The sequence below is a fragment of the Streptomyces sp. NPDC013457 genome (assembly GCF_043089925.1).
Lineage (GTDB): Bacteria > Actinomycetota > Actinomycetes > Streptomycetales > Streptomycetaceae > Streptomyces.
Genome location: NZ_JBICBL010000016.1, coordinates 117,587 through 131,755, shown reverse-complemented (window position 1 = coordinate 131,755; position 14,169 = coordinate 117,587). Strand labels below are relative to the sequence as shown.

At 71.7% G+C, this 14,169-nt stretch carries 10 protein-coding genes; 5 read left to right on the top strand and 5 right to left on the bottom strand.

The window, feature by feature from the left end:
- Nucleotides 1-147 precede the first annotated feature (147 nt).
- The gene (gene helR, locus ACF1G2_RS33310; protein WP_391801890.1) at nt 148-2,319 is read right to left on the bottom strand and encodes an RNA polymerase recycling motor ATPase HelR; all 2,172 of its coding nucleotides are present in this window, start codon (nt 2,317-2,319) and stop codon (nt 148-150) included.
- Nucleotides 2,320-2,743: 424 nt separating this feature from the next.
- Between helR and ACF1G2_RS33305 the strand changes: the two genes are divergently transcribed.
- The 3 genes from ACF1G2_RS33305 (at nt 2,744) to ACF1G2_RS33295 (ending at nt 4,601) form a co-directional block, all read left to right on the top strand.
- On the top strand, nt 2,744-3,010 hold the full coding sequence (locus tag ACF1G2_RS33305; protein ID WP_391801889.1) for a DUF5990 family protein: 267 nt from the start codon (nt 2,744-2,746) through the stop codon (nt 3,008-3,010).
- Nucleotides 3,011-3,093: 83 nt separating this feature from the next.
- On the top strand, nt 3,094-3,540 hold the full coding sequence (locus ACF1G2_RS33300) for an SRPBCC family protein (RefSeq protein ID WP_391801888.1): 447 nt from the start codon (nt 3,094-3,096) through the stop codon (nt 3,538-3,540).
- Nucleotides 3,541-3,728: 188 nt separating this feature from the next.
- The gene (locus ACF1G2_RS33295) at nt 3,729-4,601 is read left to right on the top strand and encodes an endo alpha-1,4 polygalactosaminidase (protein ID WP_391801887.1); all 873 of its coding nucleotides are present in this window, start codon (nt 3,729-3,731) and stop codon (nt 4,599-4,601) included.
- Between the two features lie 102 nt (nt 4,602-4,703).
- Here ACF1G2_RS33295 and ACF1G2_RS33290 read toward each other — a convergent pair whose 3' ends face one another.
- Both ACF1G2_RS33290 and ACF1G2_RS33285 read right to left on the bottom strand, forming a co-directional pair.
- Entirely contained in the window at nt 4,704-5,369 is a 666-nt protein-coding gene (locus tag ACF1G2_RS33290; protein ID WP_391801886.1) for an HAD family acid phosphatase, read from the bottom strand.
- Nucleotides 5,370-5,510: 141 nt separating this feature from the next.
- Nucleotides 5,511-6,518: an AraC family transcriptional regulator gene (locus ACF1G2_RS33285; protein ID WP_391801885.1), complete on the bottom strand. Its 1,008-nt coding sequence runs from the start codon at nt 6,516-6,518 to the stop codon at nt 5,511-5,513.
- 100 nt (nt 6,519-6,618) lie between these two features.
- On the opposite strand from ACF1G2_RS33285, the gene ACF1G2_RS33280 reads away from it, so the two are divergent.
- Nucleotides 6,619-7,548, top strand: a complete 930-nt coding sequence (locus tag ACF1G2_RS33280; protein WP_391801884.1) for an MBL fold metallo-hydrolase — start codon at nt 6,619-6,621, stop codon at nt 7,546-7,548.
- 75 nt (nt 7,549-7,623) lie between these two features.
- On the opposite strand, the gene ACF1G2_RS33275 is transcribed toward ACF1G2_RS33280, so the two are convergent.
- The gene (locus tag ACF1G2_RS33275; RefSeq protein WP_391801883.1) at nt 7,624-10,683 is read right to left on the bottom strand and encodes a glycoside hydrolase family 3 N-terminal domain-containing protein; all 3,060 of its coding nucleotides are present in this window, start codon (nt 10,681-10,683) and stop codon (nt 7,624-7,626) included.
- 205 nt (nt 10,684-10,888) lie between these two features.
- Entirely contained in the window at nt 10,889-11,908 is a 1,020-nt protein-coding gene (locus ACF1G2_RS33270; RefSeq protein ID WP_391801882.1) for a LacI family DNA-binding transcriptional regulator, read from the bottom strand.
- Between the two features lie 378 nt (nt 11,909-12,286).
- On the opposite strand from ACF1G2_RS33270, the gene ACF1G2_RS33265 reads away from it, so the two are divergent.
- Complete coding sequence (locus ACF1G2_RS33265; RefSeq protein WP_391801881.1) at nt 12,287-14,131, top strand: ricin-type beta-trefoil lectin domain protein; 1,845 nt, start codon at nt 12,287-12,289, stop codon at nt 14,129-14,131.
- Nucleotides 14,132-14,169: the final 38 nt, after the last annotated feature.

Below are 14,169 nucleotides of genomic sequence, written 5' to 3'. Positions count from 1 at the left end.
GCGGACGCTAGCACGCGACCGCACGCCTACCGGTCGGTCTGTGCGAGGGATCACGCGGGGATCCGCGCAGGCCAGAGGCAGTGCCATGACGCCAGGGCGCCGGCCCCGCACACCCCGGGACCGGCGCCCTCGTCCGTCACCCCCGGGTCAGGAGCCCGTCAGGACGACAAGCCGCTGCGTCGCCCGGGTCATCGCGACATAGCGGTCGACCGCTCCCTCGACACCCCTGCCGAACGCCTCCGGGTCGACGAGGACGACCAGGTCGAACTCGAGACCCTTCGACAGTGCGGGCGTCAGCGAGCGGACGCGGGACGTCTCACGGAAGGCGGGGTCGCCGATGACACAGGCGGTCCCCTCGGCATGCCCGGACAGCCACTCGTCGAGGATCGCGTCGCGGTCCGCGACGGATCCGTGGCCGACGGGCACGCCGCTGCTGCGGACGGAGGCCGGCACGTTGGCGTCCGGAAGCGCGGCCCGGATCGCCGGCTCCGCCTCCGCCATGACCTCCTCGGGCGTGCGGTAGTTGATGCCCAGCGAGGCCACCTCGATCCGGTCGAACCCGATCTGCTCCAGCCGCTCCTCCCACGACTCCGTGAACCCCTGCCGGGCCTGCGCACGGTCGCCGACGATGGTGAAGCTCCGGGACGGGCAGCGCTGGAGCAGCATCTGCCACTCCGCGTCGGTCAGTTCCTGGGCCTCGTCCACGACGATGTGCGCGAACGGACCCACGAGCAGGTCCCGGTCGGTGCCCGGCAGTGCGGTCTCGTCGATCAGGCTGTCCTGGAGGTCCTTCCCGCGCAGCATCCGCACCGCGCCCTCGCTCTCGTCGCCGGCCTGGTCGATGTCGGCGGTCGTGATGATCTCGTCGATCACCCGGGCCATCCGCTCGCGCTCGGCGGAGACGGCGGCCTGGTGCTGCCGCTTGCGCCGTGCCGCCTCCGGGTCCCCGAGCCGCTGCCGCGCCGCGTCCAGCAGCGGCAGGTCGGACACCGTCCAGGCCTGGGCGTCAGCGCGCCGCAGCTTCCGCACGTCGTCGGGACCCAGCCACGGGGCGCACATGCGCAGGTAGGCGGGGACCGACCAGAGATCCCCGACGAGGTCGGTCGGTTCGAGCAGCGGCCACGCGCCATGGAGGGTGTCGGCCAGTTCCTGGTCGTTGCGGAGCGATCTCTGGAACACCTCGGGTGCGACGTCTCCGTCGAACTTGCCCAGCAGGATCGTGGTCAGCTCATCCCAGATCAGGTCACGCGCCTCGTTGTGCGGGGTAACCGGGTCCGGTGCCGCGAACGCCTCGGCCCAGTCGTCGGCGCTCAGCCAGAAGTCGGCCCAGTCGGTTGTGACGTTCATGCCCTCGCGGGGCGGCTCCTCGTAGAACGCGACGGCCTTCTCGATCGCCCTCACCATGTCCGCGGACGACTTCAGACGAGCCACCTCGGGGTCGGTCTCGGCCGACGCCCGGGCGCCCTCCGCGACGAGGTCGCGCACGGTGCAGGTCTGCACGCCCTCCTCGCCGAGACTGGGGAGCACGTCCTCCACGTAGGACAGGTAGGGCTGGTGGGGCCCGACGAACAGCACGCCGCCGCGGCGGTGGCCGAGACGCGGGTCGGAGTAGAGGAGATGCGCCGTGCGGTGCAGGGCGACGACCGTCTTCCCCGTACCGGGGCCGCCGTCGACGACGAGTGCCCCGCGGGATCCCGCCCGGATGATGGCGTCCTGGTCCGCCTGGATGGTGGCGAGCACGTCGCGCATCCGGGGCGACCGCGTGGCGCCCAGGCTGGCGATGAAGGCGGACTGGTCGTCGAGCGCGGCGTGCCCTTCGAGCCCGTCGGCCGTGAACACCTCGTCCCAGTAGTCGCTGATCCGGCCGCGGGTCCAGCGGTACCTGCGACGGCTCGTCAGGCCCATCGGGTCGGCGTGCGTGGCCGCGAAGAACGGCGCGGCCGCGGGGGAGCGCCAGTCGAGCAGCAGCCGGCGCCCCTCGCTGTCGGTGAGGCCGAGCCGTCCGATGTACACGGGCTCCGGGTCGTCGGCGGCGACGACGTGCCCGAGGCACAGGTCGAGGCCGAAGCGGCGCAGGGTGCGCAGGCGGTTGCTCAGCCGGTGGATCTCCGCGTCCCGGTCCATCGCCTCGCGGCCGACGCCGCCGGGCGCCTTCCGTGTGGCGTCGAGGCGCTCGGACAGTTCGGCGATCGTCTGCTCCAGGCTCTCCGCGATCGCCACGAAGTGCTGCTCGTCACGGCCGATCAGCGCCGGGACGGCCTTGGCGGAGAGGTGGCCGGAAAGGTCGAACGCACTGTGGGGCAGGGCGGTCACACGCACTGGGTGAATCTCCTATGTCCGCAGGTGGCTGGCTTAGATGGGCGATTGTGCGGCACCACCGGGGCCTTGCCGCAAGCCCCCCTGTGCGCTATAAGTTGAGAGTGGCGGGGAGTGAGTACACCTCCCCGCCCCCATCGCCCGCGGAGTCCGGGCAGCCTCACACCTCCCGCAGCGTGCGGACAGACGCGCCCCACGATGTGCCCGGGAGGTCGAGAGCCGATGATGACACCACAGGGCGGCGGCGGGGTGGACTCGCAGTGAGCGACAGGACGGCGCTCTCCCTGCGCATCGTCGGCAGCGACCTGCCGGGACGGACCTGCGGCGACCACCAGGACGTGCACGTCGCGGTGCAGCGCGGGCGCGAGCCGGAAGGCGCGGTGCCCGCGGACGCCGCCGAACGGTGTGGGAGTTCACGGTCGAGACGATGCTCGCGCCGGACGGGACGCGGGACTTCCGCGGGCCGTACGTGCAGGGCCGGCGCGGCGCCCGCTTCCTCTACCTCACCTGGGGCGAGGTACCAGCAGGAGGAGCGTTCACGATGTTCCGCCGGGCCGGACTCCTCCTCGGCGACCTCCCCGCCCAGGCCGTGGAGCGAGGCTCCGCCGAAGCACGGCTCGGCCTGACCGACGCCTGCGGCATGCCGCTCTGTGCCTCGGTGCGCCCGCCGCGCGTCCGCTGGACGACCCGCTGACCGTCCGGCCGCTCCGGAGTGCGGGGCGTGACCCCCTCCCGTACGCTCGCCGACAGACGGCGAACACACCAGGGAGTGCGCTCATGTCCGGACAGTTCGAGGCGACGACGGACGTGAACCGTCCCATCGAGGAAGTCTTCGCGTTCCTCGCCGACGGCCGCAACGACCCCAAGTTCAGCCCCCGGGTGCAGAGGATCGAGCGCGTCCCCGACACGCCGACGGCCGTGGGCACCGTCTTCCGCAGCACGGTGAAGGACGCCGGGATGAAGACGGGGCGCGAGTTCCGCATCACCGAGTTCGACGCACCGCACCGGATCCGCTGGGCCGAGATCTCGAAGAACATCGTCACGGCCGCCGAGGGCGGCTACGACCTCGAACCACTCCCGAACGGCGGAACCCGGGTCAGGATCTTCAACGTCCTGGAGGGCCACGGACTCGGCAAGCTGCTCGTCGGCCTCGCGCTCGGCGCGGCCCGCAAGGACGCCGACGCGTTCGGCCGCCGCATCAAGGCGGCGGCCGAGGCGTCGTGACCACGTCCCGTTCCTCACGTTCAGGTACGTGAGCACCGTGGATGTGTGACGCACGCTCAATGTTGTCGGCCCGTTCGCCGGGTGTCCGGTGGTCCGATGCGGGCCGGGTCGGGCCGCGCACGTACCGTAGGGGATCGCGGGCGGCCGTGCGCCGCCCCGAGCAATCGACGACCAGGAGCCCCCGCACCGTGATCGCCCGCGCATCCCGTCCCCTCCGCAGCGCGCTGTCGGCCCTGACCCTGGCCGGCGTGCTCGCCGCCACGGCGGTCGGATGTACCTCGTCCGGCGACGGAGGTGACGGCGACTCCGCCCCGCCCGCGCCGCCGTCCTCGTCCCCCGGCGCGGTCGTCCCGCCCGAGCCCCACGTCGGGTTCGACTACCAGATCGGCGGGCCGTACCCGCCGCCCCCCGGAGTCGGAGCGGTCTCCCGTGACCGCACGGCGAAGCCGGCCGACGGGCTCTACAACATCTGCTACGTCAACGCTTTCCAGGCCCAGCCGGACGCCACCGAGTGGTGGCAGGATCACCACCCCGACCTGCTCCTCCGGAGCCCCTCGGGCGAACTGGTCGTCGACCAGGACTGGGACGAGGCCCTCTTCGACATCTCCACCCCCGCCAAGCGGCAGCGTCTCGCCGCGATCGTCGGCGCGTGGATCGACGGCTGCGCCACCGCCGGGTACCAGGCGGTCGAGGCCGACAACCTCGACTCGTACGAACGCTCCCAGGGCCGTCTCACAGCCGAGCACGACCTCGCCTTCGCCCGGCTGCTCGTCGGCCGCGCCCATGCGGCCGGACTGGCGATCGGACAGAAGAACGCCGCCGAACTCGCGCCGCGGGGCCGGGACATCGGCTTCGACTTCGCGGTCGCCGAGGAGTGCGGCCAGTACGACGAGTGCGCACCGTACGCGACCGCCTTCGACAACCGCGTGCTGGTCATCGAGTACGAGCCGGAGGGCCTTTCCCGGGCGTGCGCGCGCTGGGGCGGCACCCTCTCCATCGTGCAGCGGGACACCGACGTCCGCCCCGCGGGCGCGGACGGCTACGTCCGCGCGACCTGCTGACGAAGGCTGGGATCGGCTGTTCGGCCGGATGCTCTGACGCCGGGCAGGGGTACGCCCCCGGACCGGCCCGTGTGACACGGCCGGTCCGGGGGCGCGGGGGCGTCAGGAGAGCTTGCCGTCGTAGTCCGGGAGCTTGAACGTCCGCTCGGCGTGACCGCCGACGAAGTCGGTGGGCCGGTTGCCGATGTTCGCGATGATCGTGTAGCCCCGCGCCTCGATCTCGGCGCGCTTGGCCGTCTTGTAGGTGCTGACCTCGTCGAAGAGGTCGGGCAGGCTGCGCACGTAGAGCCCGGCCACGGGGTAGCCCACGGCCTTCAGGTTGTACTGGGTCAGCGCGTGGATGATGCCGGGGCGCGCGGTGACGAAGAAGACGGCCACGCCGCGGGAGTGCGCGTACTGCGCGAGGTCGCGGACGTCCTGCACGGCCGGCGTCGGCAGGTGCAGGAAGAAGTGGAAGTCCGTCTCCAGCGACGTGTTGTCGATGTCGAGGACGATCGCCTGCTTCTCACCGCCGGCGTTCGAGCTGCGCTGCTTGATGTACGGCCGGGCCTGGTCGACGACCGCCCTGACGTCGCGCCGCCAGGTGCCGTAGTCGACACCGGCGAGGTCGGCGACCCCGCCCGTGGACGCTGCGGTCACGGCGGCGGGAGCCGCCGCGGGCGCGGACGCCGCGGGCGTGGCCATGGCGGTGGCCGGGGACGCGACCAGGATGCCGACGGCCGCGGCGGCGGACAGGGCCGTTCTGGCGCGGAGGGTGTGGCGATGCATGTGGGGGATCTCCTGTGGACGAAGGCACGTCCGGTGGGACGCGCCTGGGCGAACACGACGGTTTGGCATGTTCGCGACTAGATTCACGCTTGCGCGACGCCATGTCTACCGGCCGGTAGGAAATTCCTCGTTCACACGCGGTTAACGCACAACTCCCGCCCCGCGCACGGTTCCTGCACCTTCCGCATCCTCGCCGCCCGCCTCCGCGTTCCCCGGCCCGTCGCGGTCGCCGCTGACCGCCCGTGCCCGGTACCGCCCCGGCGTCGTTCCGAACTCGCGGCTGAAGGCGTGCGAGAGCGCGTACGGGGTTCCGTAGCCGACCCGGCGGGCGATCGCGGCCAGGGAGTCCCCGGTGTCGCGCAACGCGGCGGCCGCCAGGGTCAGCCGCCACCAGGTGAGGTACGCCATCGGCGGCCTGCCCACCAGGGAGGCGAAGCGCCGCGCCAGCGTGGGGCGCGAGACCCCCGCCTCCGCGGCCAGCCGCTCGTTGGTCCACGCGGCGGCCGGGTCGGCATGCAGCGCACGGAGCGCGGCGGCGGTCACGGGGTCTCCCAGGGCCGCCGACCACGCGCCGCCGTCGCCCCGGTCCACCCACGCCCGGATCATGTAGACGAGCAGGAGGTCGACGAGGCTCGGGACGGCGACACCCGATCCGGGGCGCCCCGCGGTCAGCTCGCCGCCCAGCAGGCCGATGGCGGACCTCAGTTCGGGATGGTCCCCCACCCGGTTCGGCAGATGTACCACGGTGGGCAGTTCCGCCAGGAGCGGGTGGACCCGGCTGTGGTCGAGGCGGTACTTGCCGCACAGCAGCTCCACTCCTCCTGGCACCGGCCGGGCCAGCCGGCGCGGCCCCGGCGGGCCACCCGTCCAGTGCTCGAACGGCATGGCCCGTGCGACGGTCGCCGCGTCGGCGGGGGAGTCGGCGATCACATGCCCCGTACCGTGGGGCAGCAGGACCGCGTCGCCCACGCCGAGGGAGACCGGTGGGCCACCGTCGGGCAGCAGCCAGCAGCCGCCCTCCAGCACCACATGGAAGCCCGCGCCGTCGTACGGAGCCAACCGCGCGCACCAACTCCCGCCCACCCGAACCCGCTCGGACGCCGCCTGCCCCGTGCGTACCGCCGCGATCGCGTCGCTCACCACATCCATGACGGCCACTATCCCTGGCATCACCTGTGAGACGCACACGTATGCACGGGAGCAGTGCGCGCATTGAGAGCCTCAGTGAGGTGTCCTTAGGGTCGGGGACATGAACACCACGCAGAGCCCGCAACGCATGATGCTGGGAGACGTCGAGGTCATCCGGGTCGTCGAATGGCGAGGCGCGTTCGCCCCGGCCCGAGGCCTGGTCCCCGATTCAGGCGCCGAGGTGTGGCGCGACAACGCGGAGTGGCTCGCCCCGGACCACTGGGAACCGGAGCGCGACAACGCCGTGATGGCGCTGCAGACCTGGGTCCTCCGCAGCGCCGGGCGGACCGTCCTGATCGACACCGGAGTCGGCAACGGACGCGAGCGGCCCGGCTCGCCCCAGTTCCACCACTGGCAGGGCGACTTCCTCGGCGGCCTGGCACGCGCCGGCATCCGGCCCGAGGACGTCGACATCGTCGTCAACACCCACATCCACGCCGACCACGTCGGCTGGAACACCACCGACGCCGCGGGGGAGTGGGTCCCGACGTTCCCCCGCGCGCGCTACCTCGTCCCGGCTGCCGACGACGTCCACTTCGGCCCGGACAACATGGGGGGAGCCGGTCGGCACCCCGACGACCGGCTTGTGTACGACGACAGCATCGCGCCCGTGCACCGCAGCGGCCAGGCGGTGCTGTGGGAGGGCACCCACCGCATCGACGAGCACCTGACCCTGGAATCCGCACCCGGCCACACTCCCGGCTCCGCCGTGCTGCGGCTCGACTCCGGCGGCGACCGCGCGGTCTTCGTCGGCGACCTCCTGCACAGTCCGGTACAGATCCTCAGGCCGTCCTGCAACAGCTGCTTCTGCCTGGACCCGGACGAAGCCGTCAAGAGCCGCCGGCGCGTCCTCGAACGGGCCGCCGCCGAAAGGGAACTGGTCGTCCCCGCCCACTTCAACGGCACCGGCATCGTGGAGGTCCGGCGTGAAGCCGACGGCCTCTCCGTCGCACCGTGGCCGGTCGGCGACGCGTCGTCCGTCCCCGTGTGACCGAGCCCGCCGAACAACGAGAAGGGGGTGGGTTCAGCCCGCAACGACTGCGCCCACCCCCCTTCCGCCGACGACTCAGCCGGCTGCCTTGTACGCCGCCCTCAGCTTCGCCACCGCACCCGTCAGATCACCCGTCAGGAGCAGGTGGTCCGCCTCGGCGAACGGCTTCGCCGTCGCCTCCGTGACGTTCTCCCCGATCTTCCGCTGGACGATCGACCGGGCCTTGCCGAGCAGAACCCTGCCTTCTGCCGAGGTCCCGTGGCCCGTCACCTGGAGCACCTTGGCGGCCACGCCGATCGCCCGGAGAGCCGAGTCCCCACCGACCGGAGCCGCCGTGAGCGTGGTCAGCCCCCAGCCGTACGGGAACTGGGGATCGTACGCAGTGTCGCCGACGTTGACCGGCAGCTGCGCCTCGGACTTCGGCCAGGTGACCGGGAGCTGCCCGGTGAACGGACGCACACCGTAGAGGACGTCCGCGACGCCGTCGCCCTCCGTGCCCGGCAGCCACGAGGCGACCAGGGCGTCGATCGCGCCGAGCCGGTCACCGATGAGCTGGGGGCGGCCGGAGACCACCAGGACGGCGCACGCCATCGCGGCGCAGACCTTGTCGACGGCCGCCTTGTCGGCGGCGGTCAGTTCGAGGTCGTGACCGTTGCCCACGTCACCGAACCCCTCCGCGTACGGTGTCTCGCCGACGACGACCACGCCGACGTCATAGCCGTCCGTGGTGGCCGAGGCGTCCTTGGAGTACGCGATCTCCGCGTCGGGCGCCGCCTTCCGCATCCCTTCGAGGATCGTCGTACCGGGAGTCGTCCGCCCCGGCGAACCCTGCCAGCTGATCGTCCAGCCGCCCGCCTGGTTGCCGATGTCGTCGGCGTTGGAGCCGGCGACGTACACCTTCTGCGACTTCTCGAGCGGCAGCACCCCGCCCGCGTTCTTCAGCAGCACCTGGGACTTGGCGACGGCCTCCCGCGCCACCGCACGGTGCCCGGCGGAACCGATCTCCCCGAGGTGGGAGGTGTCGGCGTAGGGCTGCTCGAAAAGGCCCAGCCTGAACTTCTGCGTCAGGATCCGCGCCACCGCGTCGTCGATCCGCGCCTGTCCGACGCGACCGGCCGCCACCTCGTCCTTGAGGGTCCGGGTGAAGTCCTGGTAGTTCGTCGGCACCATGATCATGTCCAGCCCGGCGTTGACCGACGTCCGTACGTCGCTCGGGTAGTCGCCCGGGATCTGGTCAATGGCCTGCCAGTCGCTGATCACGAACCCCTCGAAGCCCATGCGCTCCTTCAGGACACCGTTGATCATCTCCGCGTTGGCGTGCATCTTCACCGGCCCCCGGTCGTCGCCCAGGACGTCGAGCGAGGAGTACGAGGGCATGACCGTGCCCGCCCCGCGCTTCACCGCCTCGGCGAACGGCGCGAGATGCACCGCCTCCAGCTCCTCCCGGGTGACCTTCGTGACGCCCTGGTCGATCGTGTACGAGCCGGTGGCCGAGGACCCGAACTCGGTTCCGCCGTCGCCCACGAAGTGCTTCGCGCTGGTCAGCACCTTGTCGTTCCGGTCCAGGTCCCGGCCGTCAGGCGCGCCCTGCATCCCGTTGATCACGGTCTCCATGGCGGTCACCAGGGCGGGGTCCTCGCCGAACGCCTCGTAGGACCGGCCCCAGCGCTCGTCGCGCGTGACACACAGGCAGGGCGCGAAGTCCCACGGGATGCCCGTGGCCCGGACCTCCTTCGCCGTCACGGCACCCGTCCGCTCGGCGATCTTCGGGTCGCGCGACGCGCCGATGCCGATGTTGTGCGGCATGATCGTCGAACCGACGACGTTGTTGTGCCCGTGCACCGCGTCCACGCCGTAGATCAGCGGGATCTGGAAGCGGGTCGCCCGCGCGCGCAGCTGGTACGAGTCGATCATCTTCGCCCATGCTGCGGGCGTGTTGGGCGAGGGCACCGACCCGCCGCCCGAGAGCAGCGAGCCGAGGTCGTAGGAGGCGATGTCGCCCGGCGACCGCAGCGCGTTCCGCTCGGCCTGTGTCATCTGACCGGCCTTCTCCGCGAGCGACATCCGCCCCAGCAGATCGGCGACCCGCTTCTTCACCGGAAGCTTCGGGTCCAGGTACGGCAGACCATGGGCGTCCACGACGACGAGCGGGTTCTCCGAGGGGGCCTTGGCGCCCGTCACGCTCAGCGTGAGCGGGATCGTCTCGGCCGACTCCGCGGACCGGTCCTTCTTCGTGAGCACGGCGATCGAGCGGGAAGCGCCGGAGGCCGTGCCGGCCGGGAAGGTGAGGGTGCCGGTGACCGGCGTGTAGTCGGCGCCGGGCCGTGCGCTGCCACCTTCGGTCGCGTACGTGACGGTGACCGGCTCGGCGAGCGGGGTGGAGCCCGTCGTGGCGACGGAGACCTTCACCTGGGCGGTACCGCCCTCGCCCACCGGGTGGACGACGGCCTCGGTGACGACCTTGGTGTTCAGGGCCGGTTCGGCCTTGCCGTAGAGCTCCACGCCGTCCAGGGCGAACGTGCCGGGGGAACCGGGCGGCAGGGTGAGGGCGTACCCCCACATCCTGTCGAGCCCGAGGACCTGGTCGATTCCGCCCACCGGCTGGTAGTCGGCGCGGTACTGGAAGTCGGAGAACGGGATCTCGACGAGGTGCCAGCCCTCCCAGTCGTCCGTGAACGAGGTGGTCCACAGCTCGGACGCCTCGCCGTTCGCCCCGCCGTCCTTGAGCTCGAAGTGGATGCGCTTGCCCGATCCGGGCGGCAGGGGAGCGGTGTTCTGGCCGTACCACCAGAAGCGGATGCCCTTGGAGGCGGTCCAGTCGTGCGCGGGCCTGTCGAAGGCGAAGTCGTGGGTGAACCCGCCCCAGCCGCTGATGTCGTAGTCGCCTTCGAGAACCTTGGCGCCCTCCGGGGCGTCCGCCCGCTCGGCGATCCGCAGCTTCGGCGGGTCGTCGGCGTCACTGCCCCAGGTGAAGAGGCCCTCCGCGGGCGGGTCGGCGAAGGGGATCTCCCCTTCGAACCGGTCGACGGCCACCGGCGGGGGCGGCGGCTCGTCGGCGGCGGCGCTCGGCAGGGCTCCGGTGAGCAGAGTGCCGAGCAGAGCGGTGACGGCGATCACCGCCGTGGATCGTGGCATTGCGGCTCCTTGTACGGGACTGGGACGTACGGGGGCTGGGACGTACAGGGACAGGGGCAGGCCGGGACGCCGGGACCGGGACGTACCGGATCGGGGGCGCTCGAGGGCGTACGGGCGCAGGCAGGGACCCATGCGTCGGACCTACGGCGACGGCCGGAGCCGGTCCGGCCGCGGCCCGGCTGGACGCGGGGGCCTGCGCCCCGGCTCATCCGGGCGTGTGCGTGTGCGTCGGCGTGGGCGCGGACCTGGGCGTGGGCGCGGAGCGCCGGATCACGAGTTCGGTGGGCAGGACGACCGGCTCGCGGGGCATCGGTTCGCCCCCGAGGCCGGCGAGAAGCATCGCGGCGGCCGTCTCGCCCATGCGGCGCATGGGCTGGCGGATCGTGGTCAGCGCCGGTTCGGTGTGCCGGGCCATGGGGATGTCGTCGAAGCCGACGACGGCGACGTCGTCGGGGACGCTCCGCCCGGCCTCCCGCAGAGCCCCCAGGACGCCCGCCGCGATGAGGTCGTTGTGCGCGAAGACGCAGTCGAAGTCCCAGCCCTCGGCCAGCGCCCGCCGGACCGCGTGGAGGCCCGTGTCCTCGGTGAACTCGCCCTCGACGACCAGTTCGGCGGGCAGGACGTCTCGGAACCCGTCCAGCCGGTCGCGTACGCATCCGAAGTCGCGACGGCCGGTGACGACGAGCGGGCGGGTACGGCCCGAGGCGCGGAGATGGTGCGCCGCAGTCGCGCCTCCGGCCCGGTTCGTGGTGGCGACCGAGGGGAACGCGGGGTGGTGGCCGCGGTCGTCGATGAGCACGACGGGCAGTCCCCGCCGGTGCATCGCCGTGATCGTGTCGAGGGTGCCATCCGGCTCGACGACGAGAAGCCCGTCGAACGCCCTCGCCGAGACCTGGCCGGCGAAGTGGCTGACGGACTCGGCGCCCCGGTTGCAGGTGAAGAGCAACAGGCCGTATCCGGCGGCCTCGACGGTGTCGACGACGCCCTGGAGCACCTCGCCCATCCACGGCCAGGTGAGCGAGGGCGTCAGCATGCCGACCGTGCGGCTGTTGCCGCGTGCCAGGCCCACGGCCCCCGAGCTGGGGACATACCCCAGGACGTCGATCACTTCACGAACACGGGCGGCCGTGGCGGAGTCGACCTCGGCCTTGGTGTTCAGGACCCGGGAGACCGTCGTCTTGCTGACACCCGCCCGACGTGCGACATCGGCGATCGTGACACGCATCGGGAGCCTCCGCGTAGAGCGACTGACATCGGTGTCGGAACCGCTTCCGGAACCGGTTCCGGCGCGGTGCGGCGAGTCAACCGCCCGCTGATCCTGTCGTCAAGAGTTCATACCCTGAACGCCTCAAACTCCTCTGTGGCCCCCGCAACTCCAGTCGTGTGTTCAGGATTTGAATGCGTGACACCTTGACGATCGCCCCGACGCCCAGTTCACTCTCGACTCGACTCGGACGCGACCTGACGCCGCAGCGGAGTCGACGCGGACCCGGCGCGCACCGGCTCGACCCGCGACCGGATTCTCGGACCTCCCCCACACTCTGCCGAGAAGGGCACCGACATGCTCCGTCCGAACCACGGGCCACAGGCCCCCCGCCGCTTGATGAGAACCCTCCTCGCCGGCGCACTCGCCGCCTCCGGACTCACCGCCCTCGGCGGCCTCTCCGCCGCCCCCGCGCAGGCTGCCGCCGAGCAGGTGAATGTCTGGCTGACCACCACCGACGACGCCGGCGGCCGCCATGTCACCCGCGGACTGCAGCAGCAGACCCCGATCACCTTCCAGGCCGGAAACGGCGGGGGCGGCACCACGCTCACCGTCGACGAGAGCACCCGCTACCAGACGTTCTCCGGGGGCGGCGCCTCCTTCACGGACACCGCCGCCTGGCTGATGAAGGGTTCCGGCGCACTGTCCCAGGCCACCCGGGACGCGACGATGAGGAAGCTCTTCTCGCCGACCGACGGCATCGGCCTCTCCTTCGTACGCAATCCGATGGGCGGCTCCGACCTGGCCCGCTTCGGCTACACGTACGACGACCTGCCGGCCGGTCAGACCGACCCCACCCTCGCGCGCTTCTCCCTCGCCCACGACCTCCAGGACGTCCTGCCGCTCACCAAGCAGGCCAAGCAGCTCAATCCGGCGCTCTCCGTCGTCGCCTCGCCCTGGACCGCCCCCGCCTGGATGAAGGACAGCGGTCAGCTGAACGGCGGTTGGCTCAAGGCCGAGAACTACGGAACGTACGCCGACTACTTCGTGAAGTACCTCCAGGGCTGGCGCGACCAGGGCGTCCCGGTCGACTACGTCACCGCCCAGAACGAACCGACCTGCTGCTCCGGCTATCCGTCGATGAGCTGGAACGCCTCCGGTCTCGCGTACTTCACCAAGAGCGAGCTGCTGCCCGAGCTCCGGAACGCGGGCCTGCCCACCAAGGTCCTCGCCCACGACTGGAACTGGGACACCTACGACGCGTACGCCGCCCAGACCGTCGACGACCCCGCCGTGCGCAGCCACCCGAACTTCGGCGGTGTCGCCTGGCACGGCTACGGCGGGAACGTCGCCAAGCAGACCGAGATCCACGACCGCTACCCGCAGCTGGACGCCTTCCAGACCGAGCACTCGGGCGGCACCTGGATCGCGAACCAGCAGCGCGAGGACATGACGAACATCATCGACTACACCCGCAACTGGGCGAAGTCGGTGACCAAGTGGTCCCTCGCGGTCGACCAGAACCGCGGCCCGCACAACGGCGGCTGCGGCACCTGCGACGGCCTGGTCACCGTCCACAACGGCGACGCCCGGCACGGCCAGGTCGACTACACGATCGAGTACTACACGATGGGCCACCTCACGAAGTTCGTACGGCCCGGAGCGCAGCGCATCGCCTCCACCACCAGCTCGACCGTCCCCAACGTCGCCTGGCGCAACACCGACGGCTCGAAGGCCCTCATCGCCTACAACGACTCCACCGCGGCGCGGCCCGTCACCGTCAACTGGGGCGCGCAGCACTACACGTACACGCTCCCGGGCAAGACGTCCGCCACCTTCACCTGGGCGGGCACGCAGAGCGCGACCCAGGGTCTCGTCGGCCTCGGAGGCAAGTGCCTCGACGTCGCGGGCGGTGCCGACGCGGACGGTACGCCCGTCCAGCTCTGGGACTGCAACGGCACGGCGGCCCAGCACTGGACCGTCCACCCCGACGGCACGGTACGGGCGCTGGGCAAGTGCCTGGACGTGACCGCGGGTGCGACGTCGGACGGGGCCAAGGTCCAGCTGTACACCTGCAACGGCACGGGCGCCCAGAACTGGCGCCACCAAGCCGCCTCCTCGGACCTCGTGAACGTGGCCTCCGGCAAATGCCTGGACGCCTCGGACCACTCCTCGGCGAACGGCACGCGAGCCCAGATCTGGGCCTGCACGGGAGCGGACAACCAGAAGTGGCGCCTGACCTAGCGACGTACGCGTCCGGTCCGGGTCCCGGGGCCCTGCGG

Coding starts and splice junctions, on each gene's coding strand:
- ACF1G2_RS33305 (WP_391801889.1), top strand. CDS start 2,744: ATGCTCGCGCCGGACGGGACGCGGGACTTCCGCGGGCCGTACGTGCAG.
- ACF1G2_RS33300 (WP_391801888.1), top strand. CDS start 3,094: ATGTCCGGACAGTTCGAGGCGACGACGGACGTGAACCGTCCCATCGAG.
- ACF1G2_RS33290 (WP_391801886.1), bottom strand. CDS start 5,369: ATGCATCGCCACACCCTCCGCGCCAGAACGGCCCTGTCCGCCGCCGCG.
- ACF1G2_RS33285 (WP_391801885.1), bottom strand. CDS start 6,518: ATGGATGTGGTGAGCGACGCGATCGCGGCGGTACGCACGGGGCAGGCG.
- ACF1G2_RS33280 (WP_391801884.1), top strand. CDS start 6,619: ATGAACACCACGCAGAGCCCGCAACGCATGATGCTGGGAGACGTCGAG.
- ACF1G2_RS33275 (WP_391801883.1), bottom strand. CDS start 10,683: ATGCCACGATCCACGGCGGTGATCGCCGTCACCGCTCTGCTCGGCACT.
- ACF1G2_RS33270 (WP_391801882.1), bottom strand. CDS start 11,908: ATGCGTGTCACGATCGCCGATGTCGCACGTCGGGCGGGTGTCAGCAAG.
- ACF1G2_RS33265 (WP_391801881.1), top strand. CDS start 12,287: ATGAGAACCCTCCTCGCCGGCGCACTCGCCGCCTCCGGACTCACCGCC.